We start from the raw sequence: 15,206 nt of genomic DNA, 5'->3' as shown, positions 1-15,206 counted from the left end.
ACAATGATCCAGTGCTCTCTCATAAGTGGGAGAGCACAAGAGTAAGGAATATAGTCGTGTCTAAAGAAAAATTTGAACGTACCAAACCCCATGTAAACGTCGGTACTATCGGCCACGTTGACCATGGTAAAACTACCCTGACTGCTGCAATCACTTCCGTATTGGCTAAAACCTACGGCGGTAACGCTCGTGCATTCGATCAGATCGATAACGCGCCAGAAGAAAAAGCTCGTGGTATCACCATCAACACTTCTCACGTTGAATATGACACCCCGACTCGCCACTACGCGCACGTTGACTGCCCAGGTCACGCCGACTACGTTAAAAACATGATCACCGGTGCTGCGCAGATGGATGGCGCTATCCTGGTTGTTGCTGCAACTGATGGCCCTATGCCACAGACTCGTGAGCACATCCTGTTGGGTCGCCAGGTTGGCGTTCCTTACATGATCGTATTCATGAACAAATGCGACATGGTTGACGACGAAGAGCTGCTGGAACTGGTAGAAATGGAAGTTCGTGAACTTCTGTCTACTTACGATTTCCCAGGCGACGATATCCCAGTAGTTCGCGGTTCAGCGCTGAAAGCACTGGAAGGCGCTCCTGAGTGGGAAGCTAAAATCATCGAACTGGCTGGCTTCCTGGATTCTTACATCCCAGAACCAGAACGTGCTATCGACAAGCCGTTCCTGCTGCCTATCGAAGACGTATTCTCCATCTCCGGCCGTGGTACTGTTGTAACTGGTCGTGTAGAGCGCGGTATCGTTAAAGTTGGTGAAGAAGTAGAGATCGTTGGTATCAAAGATACTGTTAAATCTACTTGTACTGGCGTTGAAATGTTCCGCAAATTGCTGGACGAAGGCCGTGCTGGTGAGAACGTTGGTGTTCTGCTGCGTGGTATTAAGCGTGAAGATATCGAACGTGGTCAGGTTCTGGCTAAACCAGGTTCTATCAAACCACACACTACCTTTGATTCAGAAGTTTATATTCTGAGCAAAGACGAAGGCGGCCGTCATACTCCGTTCTTCAAAGGCTACCGTCCACAGTTCTACTTCCGTACAACTGACGTGACCGGTACTATCGAACTGCCAGAAGGCGTTGAGATGGTAATGCCAGGTGACAACATCAACATGAAAGTTACCTTGATCCACCCAATCGCGATGGATGACGGTCTGCGTTTCGCAATCCGTGAAGGCGGCCGTACTGTAGGCGCTGGTGTTGTTGCTAAAGTAATCTCTTAATTTCTTTACTGATTAAGTTAAAAGGGCGCTCCGGCGCCCTTTTTTATATCAAAAGAAAATAATCTTAATTGAAATAAAAAGCATTCCCATTTACACTTACGGCATTGGTTAAGAAGTGAGCCTTATATGTACGTATGTTTGTGTAATGGAGTGTCTGATAAAGTCATCCGCAATGCTGTTCGCCAGCATCATCCCCATACTTTGAAGCAACTACGCCAACTGGTTCCAATCGGAACTGATTGCGGAAAATGTATCCGGCAGGCGAGAGAAATTTTGATCGAGGAGTGTGCGAATATTCCAGAAATGAATGACGTTGCTTAAAACATAGGTGGGATAAGATTCCCCACTCTTTGCCATCTGGTACTACACTTTTAGTACTGGAAGCGGAGGGCTTATCTATGAAAGGCGATAAAAAAATAATTTCTCATCTCAATAAACTACTCGGAAACGAGCTGGTTGCTATCAATCAATACTTCCTGCATGCGCGAATGTTTAAAAACTGGGGACTTATCCGTCTGAATGATAAGGAATACCACGAATCCATCGATGAAATGAAACATGCAGATCGTTACATTGAGCGGATTCTGTTTCTCGAGGGTATTCCTAATCTACAGGATTTAGGCAAAATCAATATTGGCGAAGACGTCGAGGAGATGCTCAGGTCGGATCTGGCTCTGGAATTAAGCGGCGCCAAAGATTTACGTGAAGGCATCGCTTATGCTGATTCGATACATGATTATGTTACTCGCGATCTGCTTAAAGAAATTCTGACCGATGAAGAAGAACATATTGATTGGCTGGAAACTGAACTGAGCCTGATAGAACGTTTAGGTATACAGAACTACTCTCAGGCGCAGCTAGGGAAGATTAACTAAGCTGTTGTGCCACAATGCTGGGATAACAAAAAAGTGAGTATCTCAACGGTGCTCACTTTTTGTCTATTCAATTGAGGGTGGCGCAGTACTTACTTACCAGCACTATATACACTGTGCACTAAGATTTATCGATATAGCTAGGCTGGTCGAGATAACTGATCTGAAATATAGGGCCTGCCGCCAAAGATGCCAGAGAGCGATCTTCTGGATAAGAAAGCAATAGAGGGAACAGAACTGCCTGCCCAATAATAGATCTCCTGCTACGATCTTTCGGCCCTAAGCCCCATATGTTTTGAAAGGTCATCGGCCGTTCTTCATCAGTGTTTCCTACGTACAGCATAATATGTCCCCGAATATGAATGAGGGTCATAAAAGGCCGACCATGCTTAGCCAGAAAGTCTAGGCGCTCGTTTGGCGGATATTGGCTTAAATCAACGGTTTTTCCCTGAGTGATTTGTTTTGAAGAGTGAGTGGGGAGCCAAAACCCGAATGCGGTCATCAGATTTTTTAATTCGCTCGAACAATCGTTGTAGCCGTACAAGCCTCCCCATCCGTAAGGGCGACCTAGTGAACGCTGAATCAGTAACGCAAAATTCTTACGGCTTGCAGTGAGCGGTAGGGTACTTATTTTGTCGGGCGCTACTCTGGCGATATGTATAACAGCTTGTTGCCGATTGTTAACCACCGGAATCATCAGGTGTTGGGCGTCAAGCTGTGGGAGAATGCTCCCCATGTCATCACTGGCATAAATACGAGATTGATGTGGCTCAGTCAACGCTACGTTGAAGTCGGTTATTACCGCCATCTTTTTTTTTGCCGCACTTCGCCATAGTTGGATAAAAGCCTCATCGGCATAGGCAATAGAATTAGACAGCACCCATCCCTGTAAGTCTGGGCTCATAATGAAACTCCACAGAGTATCGGCACTATGCCCAATGACATAAATGGGCGTTCCAATGTGTAGCCGCGATTCTTGCAGGTTATCGAAAGGGTAACCTTCACCCGCGATAGCATCGCTATAAAAGCTAGGATCATTGGTAGGGAGCACTCTAACCATCGTTTGACTTACGGTTATTCCTCTCTGTGCAGCGTGAAAATGTAGCTTCTTGAACTGAGTTAGCGGCACATTGGTACGAATGCTATCAATCCATGTTTGTGTATAGGGACGATAATTACTGCCGTAATTAATGCTATCTCCCTTGGCATCTACATTGTCAAAGCGCTCTAATACTTTCTTTATAGAAGAAGCGATACTATCCGTTCCTTTATCCGATAGCTTTTGCTGAACATAGTGCTCATCCCAAGGCGAAGAAGAGGTAGGGCTGCCGCCGAAATAGTGTTTGAGTAGGTTTTGATGAGCTTGCTGCTGAAGTTTGGCGGAAACTAAGGGTTTAGTATAATCGGGGGCGTTGGGTGGAAACCAATAGGTAGGGCTTTGGTTGTAGGCCTGCAGGGGAAAAATCGAGCGCGTACTCGCTATTGCTTGAGTCATGAAACATACGATAACAAGTAGTAGAATACTCCGGCAATTATGAGCCATGGCATAGTCCCTTTTGCGAATATATGGATGACCAACTCTCCCTCTCCCTGTATTGGTCAATATTTGTTACTCACCTATAGTAACGTAGTGTGATAATAAGTAAATTCACTAAAACTTGAGATGAATGGCTAAATACGTAAGTTCTCGCATAGATTTTCAACAGTGACTTGCTTACTGCCCGAATTTACGTATAATGCGCGTGCCTACCTAATCTTGGTTGGTCAGATTGAATTTGATCTGTCGGGAGTAGCTAAATGATACTTCCGAACAATACTCCCGATTTGGGGGTTATATGTTGAACGATTACACTCTCCCATCAATCGAAATGGGTCTGAGTAGTAATCATTTATGTTTATAAATAATTGGAGCTCTGGTCTCATGCAGAACCAAAGAATCCGTATCCGCCTGAAAGCGTTTGATCATCGTTTGATCGATCAATCAACTGCGGAAATCGTCGAGACTGCCAAGCGCACTGGTGCGCAGGTCACCGGTCCGATCCCGCTGCCGACCCGCAAAGAGCGCTTTACCGTTCTGGTTTCTCCGCACGTCAATAAAGATGCGCGCGATCAGTACGAAATCCGCACTCACAAGCGTCTGGTTGACATCGTTGAGCCAACCGAGAAAACCGTTGATGCTCTGATGCGTCTGGATCTGGCTGCCGGTGTAGACGTGCAGATCAGCCTGGGTTAATCAGGTCATTGAGCGATTGAGAGGTTGAAACAATGATTGGTTTAGTCGGTAAAAAAGTGGGCATGACTCGTATCTTCACTGAAGATGGCGTTTCAATCCCAGTAACCGTTATCGAAATTGAAGCAAACCGCGTAACTCAGGTCAAAGACCTTGAGAACGACGGTTACCGTGCCGTTCAAGTAACTACCGGTGCTAAAAAAGCTAACCGCGTTACCAAACCGGAAGCGGGTCACTTCGCTAAAGCTGGCGTAGAAGCTGGCCGTGGCCTGTGGGAATTCCGCCTTGCAGAAGGTCAAGAATTCACTGCTGGTCAAGAAATTAGCGTTGAAATTTTCGCAGACGTTAAGAAAGTCGATGTTACAGGTACATCTAAAGGTAAAGGTTTTGCCGGTACTGTTAAGCGCTGGAACTTCCGTACCCAAGATGCTACCCATGGTAACTCCTTGTCTCACCGCGTTCCGGGTTCTATCGGTCAGAACCAGACTCCGGGCAAAGTGTTCAAAGGCAAGAAAATGGCTGGCCACCTGGGTGACGAGCGTGTAACCGTTCAAAGCCTGGACGTAGTACGTGTTGACGCTGAGCGCAACCTGCTGCTGGTTAAGGGTGCTGTACCGGGCGCAACCGGTGGCAACCTGATCGTTAAACCAGCTGTGAAGGCGTAAGGGGATAGCAATGGAATTAGTATTGAAAGACGCGCAAGGCGCGCTGACTGTTTCCGAAACTACCTTCGGTCGTGATTTCAACGAAGCGCTGGTACATCAGGTTGTTGTTGCTTATGCAGCAGGTGCCCGTCAAGGTACTCGCGCTCAGAAGACCCGCGCTGAAGTGACTGGTTCCGGTAAAAAACCGTGGCGCCAGAAAGGTACCGGCCGTGCACGCGCAGGTTCTGTAAAGAGCCCGATCTGGCGTTCAGGTGGTGTGACCTTTGCTGCGAAGCCTCAGGACCACAGTCAGAAAGTAAACAAAAAGATGTACCGCGGCGCGCTGAAAAGCATCCTGTCCGAATTGGTACGTCAAGATCGTCTGATCATTGTCGAGAAGTTCTCTGTAGAAGCGCCTAAAACTAAGCTGCTGGCACAGAAACTGAAAGATATGGCTCTGGAAGATGTGCTGATCGTAACTGGTGAAGTTGACGAGAACTTGTTCTTGGCAGCTCGCAACCTGTACAAGGTTGATGTTCGCGATGTAGCAGGTATCGATCCAGTTAGCCTGATCGCCTTCGACAAAGTGGTTATGACTGCTGATGCTGTGAAGCAAGTTGAGGAGATGCTGGCATGATTCGTGAAGAACGTCTGCTGAAAGTACTGCGCGCGCCGCATGTATCTGAAAAAGCGTCCGCTGCGATGGAAAAAAGTAACACCATCGTTCTCAAAGTTGCCATCGACGCGACCAAAGCAGAAATTAAAGCTGCAGTGCAGAAACTGTTTGAAGTCGAAGTTGAAGACGTTAACACCTTGCTGGTTAAAGGCAAGAGTAAGCGTCACGGTCAGCGTGTTGGTCGTCGTAGCGACTGGAAAAAAGCTTACGTCACCCTGAAAGAAGGCCAGAATCTGGACTTCATCGGCGGCGCAGAGTAAGTCGGAGGAGTAAACAATGGCAATTGTTAAATGTAAACCTACATCTCCGGGTCGTCGCCACGTTGTTAAAGTGGTTAACCCTGAGCTGCACAAGGGTAAACCTTATGCCCCGCTGCTTGAGAAATTAAGCAAAAGCGGTGGTCGTAACAACAATGGCCGTATCACCACCCGTCATATCGGTGGTGGCCACAAGCAGCATTATCGTCTGGTTGACTTCAAACGCAACAAAGATGGTATCCCTGCAGTGGTTGAGCGTCTGGAATACGATCCGAACCGTTCCGCGAACATCGCGCTGGTTCTGTACAAAGACGGCGAACGCCGTTACATCCTGGCGCCAAAAGGCCTGAAAGCTGGTGACCAGATCCAATCTGGCGTTGATGCTGCAATCAAGACAGGTAACACCCTGCCTATGCGCAACATCCCAGTTGGTTCAACGGTTCATAACGTAGAGATGAAACCAGGTAAAGGCGGCCAGATGGCTCGTTCTGCTGGTGCATACGTTCAGATCGTTGCTCGTGACGGTTCCTACGTTACTCTGCGTCTGCGCTCCGGCGAAATGCGCAAGGTTCAAGCTGATTGCCGCGCCACCTTAGGTGAAGTCGGTAACGCTGAACACATGCTGCGTGTGCTGGGTAAAGCAGGTGCAAGTCGTTGGCGTGGTATTCGCCCTACCGTTCGCGGTACTGCGATGAACCCGGTAGATCACCCACACGGTGGTGGTGAAGGTCGTAACTTTGGTAAGCACCCGGTAACCCCGTGGGGCGTTCAAACCAAAGGTAAGAAGACCCGTAGCAACAAGCGTACTGATAAGTTCATCGTACGTCGCCGTAGTAAAAAATAATTAGAGGATAAGCCATGCCACGTTCTCTCAAGAAAGGTCCCTTCATTGACCTGCACTTGCTGAAGAAGGTAGAGAAAGCGGTGGAAAGCGGAGACAAGAAGCCTATTCGGACTTGGTCCCGTCGTTCAACGGTCTTTCCAAATATGATCGGTTTGACCATCGCTGTCCATAATGGTCGTCAGCACGTTCCTGTCTTTGTTTCCGATGAAATGGTCGGTCACAAATTGGGTGAATTCGCGCCGACCCGTACTTATCGCGGCCATGCGGCCGATAAAAAGGCTAAAAAGCGCTAAGGTAGGAGGAAGAGATGGAAACTATCGCTAAACATCGCCACGCTCGTTCTTCTGCTCAGAAGGTTCGCTTGGTAGCGGACCTGATTCGCGGTAAGAAAGTGTCGCAAGCTCTGGAAACTCTGGCCTATACCAACAAGAAAGCTGCTGGTTTGGTTAAGAAGGTACTGGAGTCTGCCATTGCTAACGCAGAACACAACGATGGCGCTGACATCGATGATCTGAAAGTCACGAAGATCTTCGTAGACGAAGGCCCAAGCATGAAGCGCATTATGCCTCGTGCAAAAGGTCGTGCAGATCGCATCCTGAAGCGCACCAGCCACATTACTGTGGTTGTGTCCGATCGCTGAGACTCTGGAGACTAGCAATGGGTCAGAAAGTACATCCTAACGGTATTCGCCTGGGTATTGTCAAACCTTGGAACTCTACTTGGTATGCGAATACCAAAGAATTCGCTGACAACCTGGACAGCGACTTTAAAGTTCGCCAATTCCTGACTAAGGAACTGGTGAAAGCTTCCGTTTCTCGCATCGTTATCGAACGTCCAGCGAAGAGTATCCGTGTGACTATTCACACTGCTCGCCCTGGCATCGTTATCGGCAAGAAAGGTGAAGATGTCGAAAAACTGCGTAAGGTCGTAGCGGATATCGCTGGCGTTCCTGCGCAGATTAACATCGCCGAAGTCCGTAAACCGGAACTGGACGCAAAATTGGTTGCTGACAGCATCACTTCACAGCTGGAACGTCGCGTTATGTTCCGTCGTGCTATGAAGCGTGCTGTACAGAACGCAATGCGTCTTGGCGCTAAAGGTATCAAAGTTGAAGTAAGCGGCCGCCTTGGCGGTGCTGAAATCGCGCGTACCGAATGGTACCGTGAAGGTCGTGTTCCGTTGCATACTCTGCGTGCGGATATCGATTACAACACATCTGAAGCGCACACCACTTATGGTGTAATCGGCGTTAAGGTATGGATCTTCAAAGGTGAGATCTTGGGTGGTATGGCTGCTGTTGAACAACCGGAACCGGCTGCTCAACCTAAAAAGCAGCAGCGTAAAGGCCGCAAGTAAGGAGAATCGCTGATGTTACAACCAAAGCGTACAAAATTCCGTAAGATGCACAAAGGCCGTAACCGTGGCCTGGCGCAGGGTACGGATGTTAGCTTCGGTGAGTTCGGCCTGAAAGCTTGTGGCCGTTGCCGCCTGACGGCTCGTCAAATCGAAGCAGCCCGTCGTGCGATGACACGTGCAATTAAGCGTCAAGGTAAGGTCTGGATCCGTGTATTCCCGGACAAACCGATCACTGAGAAGCCGCTCGAAGTGCGTATGGGTAAAGGTAAGGGTAACGTAGAGTATTGGGTTGCCCTGATCCAGCCAGGAAAAATGTTGTTTGAAATGGCTGGTGTGCCGGAAGAAACTGCTCGCGAAGCATTCAAGCTCGCGGCAGCAAAACTGCCTGTCGGAACCACCTTTGTAACTAAGACGGTGATGTAATGAAAGCACAAGAGCTGCGTGAAAAAAGCGTTGAAGAGCTGAACACTGAGCTGCTCAACCTGCTGCGTGAGCAATTTAATTTGCGCATGCAGGCGGCTAGTGGCCAGCTGCAACAAACTCACCTGTCGAAACAAGTGCGTCGTAATATCGCACGTGTTAAGACTTTACTGACTGAAAAGGCGGGTGCGTAATGACTGACCAAACTCGTACTCTGCAAGGTCGCGTAGTTAGTGACAAAATGGAGAAATCCATGGTTGTTGCTATCGAACGTGTGGTGAAACACCCTATTTATGGGAAATTCATCCGTCGTACGACGAAATTGCATGTACATGACGAGAACAATGAATGTGGAATCGGTGACGTGGTAGAAATCCGCGAATGCCGTCCATTGTCAAAGACTAAGTCTTGGACCCTTGTTCGCGTTGTAGAGAAAGCGATTCTGTAATAGAGTAGCCAACTCGCATAGAATAAACGGCTCAGAAAGTGAGCCGTTTATTTTTTCTACCCATAATTTGGAACCGGTGTTATAATGCCGCGCCCTCATTAGTGGGGCTTTTAAACGACCTATTCTGGGTCCTAAAGTAGTAGTTGACATTAGCGGAGCACTAACATGATCCAAGAACAGACTATGCTGAACGTGGCCGACAACTCCGGTGCACGTCGCGTAATGTGTATCAAGGTTCTAGGTGGCTCGCACCGTCGCTACGCAGGCATCGGCGACATCATCAAGATCACCATTAAGGAAGCAATTCCTCGTGGCAAGGTGAAGAAAGGCGATGTGCTGAAGGCGGTAGTGGTGCGCACCAAGAAGGGTGTACGTCGCCCGGACGGTTCTGTCATTCGCTTCGATGGCAATTCTTGCGTTATTTTAAATAATAACAGCGAGCAGCCAATCGGCACGCGTATTTTTGGGCCGGTAACTCGTGAACTGCGTAATGAGAAGTTCATGAAAATTATCTCTCTGGCACCAGAAGTACTCTAAGGAGCGAACCATGGCAGCGAAAATCCGTCGTGATGACGAAGTTATCGTGCTAACCGGGAAAGACAAAGGTAAGCGCGGTAAAGTAAAGAATGTCCTGTCTGCTGGTAAGGTCATTGTTGAAGGTATCAACCTGGTTAAAAAACATCAGAAGCCGGTTCCGGCCCTGAACCAACCAGGCGGCATTGTTGAAAAAGAAGCTGCTATTCAGGTTTCTAACATTGCGCTGTTCAACGCGACAACCGGTAAGGCTGACCGTGTAGGCTTTAGATTCGAAGACGGCAAAAAAGTACGCTTCTTCAAGTCTAATAGCGAAACTATCAAGTAATTTGGAGTAATACGATGGCGAAACTGCATGATTACTACAAAGACGAGGTGGTCAAACAACTGATGTCTCAGTTTGGCTACAACTCTGTCATGCAAGTCCCTCGGGTCGAGAAGATCACCCTGAACATGGGTGTTGGTGAAGCGATCGCTGACAAGAAACTGCTGGATAACGCAGCAGCTGACTTGACAGCAATCTCCGGTCAAAAACCGTTGATCACCAAAGCCCGCAAATCTGTTGCAGGCTTCAAAATCCGTCAGGGCTATCCGATCGGCTGTAAAGTAACCCTGCGTGGCGAACGCATGTGGGAATTCTTAGAGCGACTGATCTCCATTGCTGTTCCACGTATCCGTGACTTCCGTGGCTTGTCCGCTAAGTCATTCGATGGCCGTGGTAACTACAGCATGGGCGTGCGCGAGCAGATCATCTTCCCGGAAGTCGACTACGATAAAGTCGATCGCGTGCGTGGTTTGGATATTACCATTACCACTACTGCGAAATCCGATGATGAAGGCCGTGCATTGTTGGCTGCTTTTAACTTCCCATTCCGCAAGTAAGGTAGGGTTACTGATGGCTAAGCAATCAATGAAAGCACGCGAAGTTGTTCGCGTGAAACTAGCTAACAAATACCGCGCTAAACGCGAGGAATTAAAAGCTATTATCTCTGGTGTGAACTCATCCGATGAAGAACGTTGGGATGCTGTTCTGAAGCTGCAGTCTCTGCCGCGTGATTCCAGCCCGTCCCGTCAGCGTAACCGCTGCAACCAAACTGGTCGTCCGCATGGTTTCCTGCGGAAGTTCGGGTTGAGCCGTATTAAAGTCCGTGAAACCGCAATGCGCGGTGAAATCCCGGGCCTTAAAAAGGCTAGCTGGTAATTTCACCAATTGAATCACGGGAGTAAATACAGATGAGCATGCAAGATCCGATCGCGGATATGCTGACCCGTATCCGTAACGGTCAAGCCGCGAACAAAGTAGCGGTCACCATGCCTTCTTCCAAACTGAAACTGGCAATTGCCAAGGTTCTGAAAGAAGAAGGTTTTATTGAAGATTTTAAAATCGAAGGCGACACCAAGCCTGAACTGGTCTTAGTACTTAAGTACTTCCAGGGCAAGGCAGTGGTAGAAAGCATTCAACGTATCAGCCGTCCAGGTCTGCGCATCTATAAGAAAAAAGATGAGCTGCCAAAAGTTATGGCCGGTTTGGGTATCGCTGTTATTTCTACCTCTAAAGGTGTTATGACCGATCGTGCAGCTCGCCAGGCTGGTCTTGGTGGCGAGATTATCTGCTACGTAGCTTAATTCGGGAGGAAAGAATGTCTCGTGTTGCAAAAGCACCCGTCGTCATTCCTGCCGGCGTAGAGGTAAAACTCAACGGTCAGGTTATTTCGATAAAGGGTAAAAACGGCGAGCTGACTCGTACCATCCATAGCTCCGTTGTTGTTAAGCAAGAAGAAAATACACTGACTTTCGCTCCACGCGAAGGCGCTGTAGACGGTTGGGCCCAAGCGGGTACCACTCGTGCACTGCTGAACTCAATGGTTATTGGTGTTACCGACGGCTTCACTAAAAAGCTTCAACTGGTAGGCGTAGGTTACCGTGCCGCAGTTAAAGGCAATGTGGTGAATTTGGCCTTAGGCTTCTCTCATCCAGTTGACCATGAATTGCCGGCTGGCATCACTGCAGAGTGCCCGACCCAAACTGAAATCGTGCTGAAAGGCGCAGATAAGCAGGTGATTGGTCAGGTTGCGGCAGATTTGCGTGCCTACCGTCGTCCTGAGCCTTATAAAGGCAAGGGTGTCCGTTACGCCGACGAAGTCGTGCGTACCAAAGAGGCTAAGAAGAAGTAAGGTAACACTATGGATAAGAAAGCAGCTCGTATCCGTCGTGCGACCCGCGCACGCCGCAAGCTCAAAGAACTGGGTGCGACTCGCCTGGTGGTACATCGTACCCCACGCCATATTTACGCGCAGGTTATTGCACCAAACGGTTCTGAAATTTTGGTAGCAGCTTCTACTTTAGAAAAAGCTATCAATGAGCAATTGAAGTACTCCGGCAACAAAGATGCCGCAGCAGCTGTAGGCAAATCTATTGCTGAGCGCGCATTGGAAAAAGGGATTACTAAAGTATCCTTTGACCGTTCCGGTTTCCAATATCATGGTCGAGTCCAGGCACTGGCAGATGCTGCCCGTGAAGCTGGCCTTCAGTTCTAAGGTAGAGGTGTAAGATGTCACACATCGAAAAACAAGCTGGCGAACTGCAGGAAAAGCTGATCGCGGTAAACCGCGTATCTAAAACCGTAAAAGGTGGCCGTATTTTCAGCTTTACCGCACTGACAGTAGTTGGTGATGGTAACGGTCGCGTTGGTTTTGGCTACGGCAAAGCACGCGAAGTTCCAGCAGCGATCCAAAAAGCGATGGAAAAAGCCCGTCGCGCTATGATTAACGTTGCTCTGGATGGCGGCACTCTGCAGCACCCTGTTAAAGGTGCTCATACGGGTTCTCGCGTATTCATGCAACCAGCTTCCGAAGGTACCGGTATCATCGCCGGTGGTGCAATGCGCGCCGTTCTGGAAGTTGCAGGGGTTCATAACGTATTGGCCAAAGCCTATGGTTCCACTAACCCGATCAACGTGGTTCGTGCAACTATTTCAGCTCTGGAAGATATGAAATCCCCAGAAATGGTCGCTGCCAAGCGTGGTAAGTCCGTCGAAGAAATTCTAGGGAAATAACCATGGCAAAGACTATTAAAGTAACTCAAACAAAAAGCAGCATCGGTCGTTTGCCAAAGCATAAGGCAACTCTACTCGGTTTAGGTCTGCGTCGTATTGGTCATACTGTAGAGCGTGAGGATACTCCTGCTGTGCGTGGTATGGTCAACTTGGTTTCCTACATGGTTAAAGTTGAGGAGTAACAGATGCGTTTAAATACTCTGTCTCCGGCTGATGGTGCCAAGCATGCGCCTAAGCGTGTAGGTCGTGGTATCGGTTCTGGCCTGGGTAAAACCGCTGGTCGTGGTCACAAAGGTCAGAACTCACGTTCTGGCGGTGGCGTACGTCGTGGGTTTGAAGGTGGTCAGATGCCGTTATATCGTCGTCTGCCGAAATTCGGCTTCACCTCTCGCAAAGCAATGATCACGGCAGAAGTTCGTCTGTCTGAACTGGCTTTAGTGGAAGGCGACGTAATCGACCTGAACACGCTGAAAGCCGCTAACGTTGTTGGTACCCAGATTGAATTCGCGAAAGTTATGCTTTCAGGCGAAGTCACTCGTCCGGTAACTCTGCGTGGTCTGCGTGTCACCAAAGGCGCTCGTGCTGCTATCGAAGCTGCTGGCGGTAAAATTGAGGAATAAGTAGCAGATGGCTAAGCAACCAGGATTAGATTTTCAAAGTGCTAAAGGCGGATTAGGCGAACTGAAGCGCAGACTTTTGTTTGTTATCGGTGCGCTTATTGTTTTCCGTATCGGCTCTTTTATTCCGATTCCTGGTATCGATGCCACTGTGCTTGCCAAATTGCTCGAGCAGCAGAGAGGCACCATCATTGAAATGTTCAACATGTTCTCTGGTGGTGCTCTCAGTCGTGCTTCGATCTTTGCCCTGGGTATTATGCCGTATATTTCGGCGTCAATTATTATCCAGCTGCTGACGGTGGTTCATCCAGCGTTAGCTGAAATAAAGAAAGAAGGGGAGGCTGGCCGTCGTAAGATTAGCCAGTACACCCGTTATGGCACGTTGGTATTGGCTATATTCCAGTCGATCGGTATTGCTACCGGTCTGCCGAATATGCCTGGGATGCAAGGTCTGGTATTAAATCCAGGCTTTGCCTTCTATTTTACCGCTGTTGTGAGCCTGGTTACCGGGACTATGTTCCTGATGTGGCTGGGTGAACAGATTACTGAACGCGGTATCGGTAACGGTATCTCAATCATAATCTTTGCTGGTATTGTCGCGGGTCTCCCGCCGGCAGTTGGTCATACCATCGAGCAAGCTCGGCAAGGCGACCTGCACTTCCTCCTGTTGCTGTTGGTTGCAGTATTAGTGTTTGCAGTAACCTTCTTCGTTGTTTTCATTGAACGTGGTCAACGTCGTATCGTCGTTAACTATGCGAAACGTCAACAGGGTCGTCGTGTTTATGCAGCACAGAGCACACACTTACCGTTGAAAGTGAATATGGCTGGGGTTATTCCCGCAATCTTCGCTTCCAGCATAATTCTGTTCCCTGCCACGATTGCATCATGGTTTGGGGGCGGGACAGGTTGGAACTGGCTGACGACTATTTCGATGTATTTGCAGCCGGGACAGCCGCTTTATGTGTTACTCTATGCGTCTGCAATCATCTTCTTCTGTTTCTTCTACACGGCGTTGGTGTTTAACCCGCGTGAAACAGCAGATAACCTGAAGAAGTCCGGTGCATTCGTGCCAGGAATTCGTCCGGGAGAGCAAACGGCGAAGTACATCGATAAAGTAATGACGCGTCTGACCTTAATTGGTGCGATGTATATTACTTTCATCTGCCTGATCCCGGAGTTCATGCGTGACGCGATGAAAGTACCATTTTACTTTGGTGGTACCTCACTACTAATCGTAGTTGTGGTCATCATGGACTTTATGGCTCAAGTGCAAACTCTAATGATGTCGAGTCAGTACGAGTCTGCATTGAAGAAAGCAAATCTGAAAGGCTATAATCGCTAATCAGATATGTTTGAGAAGTTACGGAGAGTAAAAATGAAAGTTCGTGCTTCCGTCAAGAAATTATGTCGTAACTGCAAAATTGTTAAGCGTAACGGTGTCGTTCGCGTAATCTGCAGTGCCGAACCAAAGCATAAACAGCGTCAAGGCTGATTTATCTTGCATATTTTTCTTGCAAAGTTGGGTTGAGCTGGCTAGATTAGCCAGCCAATCTTTTGTATGTGACAGCAATGCTATTTGAGTATCCTGAAAACGGGCTTTTCAGAATGGTATTGCCGTATAAAATAGTAGGAGTGCATAGTGGCCCGTATAGCAGGCATTAACATTCCTGATCAGAAACATACTGTTATCGCTTTAACCGCGATCTACGGTATCGGTAAGACCCGTTCACAGGCTATCTGTGTCGCTGCGGGTATTGCTGAAAATGTTAAGATCAGTGAGCTGTCTGAAGAGCAAATCGAGAAGCTGCGTGACGAAGTTGCCAAGTACGTTGTAGAAGGTGATCTGCGTCGTGAGGTGACCCTGAGCATCAAGCGTCTGATGGACCTTGGGACTTATCGTGGTTTGCGTCATCGTCGTGGTCTACCAGTTCGCGGTCAGCGTACTAAGACCAACGCACGTACCCGTAAGGGTCCGCGTAAACCGATCAAGAAATAATCGGGGTGATTGAATA

The 15,206-nt window shown here is 48.4% G+C and carries 28 protein-coding genes; 27 read left to right on the top strand and 1 reads right to left on the bottom strand.

What is annotated here, in order from left to right; translation table 11 throughout:
- The first annotated feature begins 56 nt into the window (after positions 1-56).
- The 3 genes from tuf to bfr all read left to right on the top strand — a co-directional run bounded on the left by tuf (position 57) and on the right by bfr (position 2,116).
- The gene (gene tuf, locus ACQ4OC_RS18175) at positions 57-1,241 is read left to right on the top strand and encodes an elongation factor Tu (protein WP_064515581.1); all 1,185 of its coding nucleotides are present in this window, start codon (positions 57-59) and stop codon (positions 1,239-1,241) included.
- A gap of 126 nt (positions 1,242-1,367) precedes the next feature.
- On the top strand, positions 1,368-1,562 hold the full coding sequence (gene bfd / locus ACQ4OC_RS18170; RefSeq protein WP_071665759.1) for a bacterioferritin-associated ferredoxin: 195 nt from the start codon (positions 1,368-1,370) through the stop codon (positions 1,560-1,562).
- Between the two features lie 77 nt (positions 1,563-1,639).
- The gene (bfr, locus tag ACQ4OC_RS18165) at positions 1,640-2,116 is read left to right on the top strand and encodes a bacterioferritin (protein ID WP_120805380.1); all 477 of its coding nucleotides are present in this window, start codon (positions 1,640-1,642) and stop codon (positions 2,114-2,116) included.
- Between the two features lie 118 nt (positions 2,117-2,234).
- Here bfr and ACQ4OC_RS18160 read toward each other — a convergent pair whose 3' ends face one another.
- A complete protein-coding gene (locus ACQ4OC_RS18160; protein WP_430971477.1) occupies positions 2,235-3,608 on the bottom strand; it encodes an SH3 domain-containing protein in 1,374 nt (457 codons plus the stop codon).
- A 426-nt stretch (positions 3,609-4,034) separates the two neighbouring features.
- Between ACQ4OC_RS18160 and rpsJ the strand changes: the two genes are divergently transcribed.
- From rpsJ to rpsM, 24 genes are all read left to right on the top strand, one after another.
- The gene (gene rpsJ / locus ACQ4OC_RS18155; protein ID WP_004718576.1) at positions 4,035-4,346 is read left to right on the top strand and encodes a 30S ribosomal protein S10; all 312 of its coding nucleotides are present in this window, start codon (positions 4,035-4,037) and stop codon (positions 4,344-4,346) included.
- A gap of 32 nt (positions 4,347-4,378) precedes the next feature.
- A complete protein-coding gene (gene rplC, locus ACQ4OC_RS18150) occupies positions 4,379-5,008 on the top strand; it encodes a 50S ribosomal protein L3 (RefSeq protein ID WP_049597215.1) in 630 nt (209 codons plus the stop codon).
- Between the two features lie 10 nt (positions 5,009-5,018).
- On the top strand, positions 5,019-5,624 hold the full coding sequence (gene rplD, locus ACQ4OC_RS18145) for a 50S ribosomal protein L4 (RefSeq protein ID WP_064515576.1): 606 nt from the start codon (positions 5,019-5,021) through the stop codon (positions 5,622-5,624).
- Complete coding sequence (rplW, locus tag ACQ4OC_RS18140; protein ID WP_049597213.1) at positions 5,621-5,923, top strand: 50S ribosomal protein L23; 303 nt, start codon at positions 5,621-5,623, stop codon at positions 5,921-5,923. The genes rplD and rplW overlap by 4 nt, the downstream gene beginning before the upstream one ends.
- A 16-nt stretch (positions 5,924-5,939) precedes the next feature.
- Positions 5,940-6,764, top strand: a complete 825-nt coding sequence (gene rplB / locus ACQ4OC_RS18135; protein WP_025376653.1) for a 50S ribosomal protein L2 — start codon at positions 5,940-5,942, stop codon at positions 6,762-6,764.
- 14 nt (positions 6,765-6,778) lie between these two features.
- On the top strand, positions 6,779-7,057 hold the full coding sequence (gene rpsS, locus ACQ4OC_RS18130; protein WP_002213430.1) for a 30S ribosomal protein S19: 279 nt from the start codon (positions 6,779-6,781) through the stop codon (positions 7,055-7,057).
- Between the two features lie 14 nt (positions 7,058-7,071).
- Positions 7,072-7,404: a 50S ribosomal protein L22 gene (gene rplV / locus ACQ4OC_RS18125; RefSeq protein ID WP_004391423.1), complete on the top strand. Its 333-nt coding sequence runs from the start codon at positions 7,072-7,074 to the stop codon at positions 7,402-7,404.
- A gap of 17 nt (positions 7,405-7,421) precedes the next feature.
- Positions 7,422-8,120, top strand: a complete 699-nt coding sequence (gene rpsC, locus ACQ4OC_RS18120; protein WP_004718588.1) for a 30S ribosomal protein S3 — start codon at positions 7,422-7,424, stop codon at positions 8,118-8,120.
- A gap of 12 nt (positions 8,121-8,132) precedes the next feature.
- Complete coding sequence (gene rplP / locus ACQ4OC_RS18115) at positions 8,133-8,543, top strand: 50S ribosomal protein L16 (RefSeq protein WP_038242806.1); 411 nt, start codon at positions 8,133-8,135, stop codon at positions 8,541-8,543.
- Positions 8,543-8,734 carry a 50S ribosomal protein L29 gene (gene rpmC, locus ACQ4OC_RS18110; protein ID WP_005159843.1) on the top strand — a complete coding sequence of 64 codons (192 nt, stop codon included), beginning with the start codon at positions 8,543-8,545 and terminating at the stop codon, positions 8,732-8,734. Before rplP ends, rpmC begins: the two co-directional genes overlap by 1 nt.
- A complete protein-coding gene (gene rpsQ / locus ACQ4OC_RS18105; RefSeq protein ID WP_004718590.1) occupies positions 8,734-8,988 on the top strand; it encodes a 30S ribosomal protein S17 in 255 nt (84 codons plus the stop codon). Before rpmC ends, rpsQ begins: the two co-directional genes overlap by 1 nt.
- A 165-nt stretch (positions 8,989-9,153) precedes the next feature.
- Entirely contained in the window at positions 9,154-9,525 is a 372-nt protein-coding gene (gene rplN, locus ACQ4OC_RS18100) for a 50S ribosomal protein L14 (protein ID WP_049597212.1), read from the top strand.
- Positions 9,526-9,535: 10 nt separating this feature from the next.
- On the top strand, positions 9,536-9,850 hold the full coding sequence (gene rplX / locus ACQ4OC_RS18095) for a 50S ribosomal protein L24 (RefSeq protein ID WP_004709242.1): 315 nt from the start codon (positions 9,536-9,538) through the stop codon (positions 9,848-9,850).
- A gap of 14 nt (positions 9,851-9,864) precedes the next feature.
- Positions 9,865-10,404 (top strand): 50S ribosomal protein L5, encoded by a 540-nt coding sequence (gene rplE, locus ACQ4OC_RS18090; protein WP_004718595.1) that lies wholly within the window; start codon positions 9,865-9,867, stop codon positions 10,402-10,404.
- A 13-nt stretch (positions 10,405-10,417) separates the two neighbouring features.
- Entirely contained in the window at positions 10,418-10,723 is a 306-nt protein-coding gene (gene rpsN / locus ACQ4OC_RS18085) for a 30S ribosomal protein S14 (RefSeq protein ID WP_049597211.1), read from the top strand.
- A gap of 32 nt (positions 10,724-10,755) precedes the next feature.
- Complete coding sequence (gene rpsH / locus ACQ4OC_RS18080; RefSeq protein ID WP_049597210.1) at positions 10,756-11,148, top strand: 30S ribosomal protein S8; 393 nt, start codon at positions 10,756-10,758, stop codon at positions 11,146-11,148.
- A 14-nt stretch (positions 11,149-11,162) separates the two neighbouring features.
- A complete protein-coding gene (rplF, locus tag ACQ4OC_RS18075) occupies positions 11,163-11,696 on the top strand; it encodes a 50S ribosomal protein L6 (protein ID WP_064515574.1) in 534 nt (177 codons plus the stop codon).
- Between the two features lie 9 nt (positions 11,697-11,705).
- A complete protein-coding gene (gene rplR / locus ACQ4OC_RS18070; RefSeq protein ID WP_049597208.1) occupies positions 11,706-12,059 on the top strand; it encodes a 50S ribosomal protein L18 in 354 nt (117 codons plus the stop codon).
- Between the two features lie 14 nt (positions 12,060-12,073).
- Positions 12,074-12,577, top strand: coding sequence for a 30S ribosomal protein S5 (rpsE, locus tag ACQ4OC_RS18065; RefSeq protein ID WP_049597207.1), 504 nt, complete (start codon positions 12,074-12,076; stop codon positions 12,575-12,577).
- Between the two features lie 2 nt (positions 12,578-12,579).
- Positions 12,580-12,759, top strand: coding sequence for a 50S ribosomal protein L30 (gene rpmD / locus ACQ4OC_RS18060; RefSeq protein WP_012147215.1), 180 nt, complete (start codon positions 12,580-12,582; stop codon positions 12,757-12,759).
- Positions 12,760-12,762: 3 nt separating this feature from the next.
- Positions 12,763-13,197, top strand: coding sequence for a 50S ribosomal protein L15 (gene rplO, locus ACQ4OC_RS18055; protein WP_004718608.1), 435 nt, complete (start codon positions 12,763-12,765; stop codon positions 13,195-13,197).
- 7 nt (positions 13,198-13,204) lie between these two features.
- Positions 13,205-14,536, top strand: a complete 1,332-nt coding sequence (gene secY / locus ACQ4OC_RS18050) for a preprotein translocase subunit SecY (RefSeq protein ID WP_004718611.1) — start codon at positions 13,205-13,207, stop codon at positions 14,534-14,536.
- A gap of 33 nt (positions 14,537-14,569) precedes the next feature.
- Complete coding sequence (gene rpmJ, locus ACQ4OC_RS18045; protein ID WP_002227352.1) at positions 14,570-14,686, top strand: 50S ribosomal protein L36; 117 nt, start codon at positions 14,570-14,572, stop codon at positions 14,684-14,686.
- Between the two features lie 147 nt (positions 14,687-14,833).
- Positions 14,834-15,190 (top strand): 30S ribosomal protein S13, encoded by a 357-nt coding sequence (gene rpsM / locus ACQ4OC_RS18040; RefSeq protein WP_004702348.1) that lies wholly within the window; start codon positions 14,834-14,836, stop codon positions 15,188-15,190.
- Positions 15,191-15,206 lie beyond the last annotated feature (16 nt).

Origin of the sequence: Yersinia sp. J1, assembly GCF_050586585.1 — a bacterium.
GTDB classification, from domain to species: Bacteria; Pseudomonadota; Gammaproteobacteria; order Enterobacterales; family Enterobacteriaceae; genus Yersinia; species Yersinia entomophaga.
This window is presented reverse-complemented; position numbering and strand designations above follow the sequence as displayed.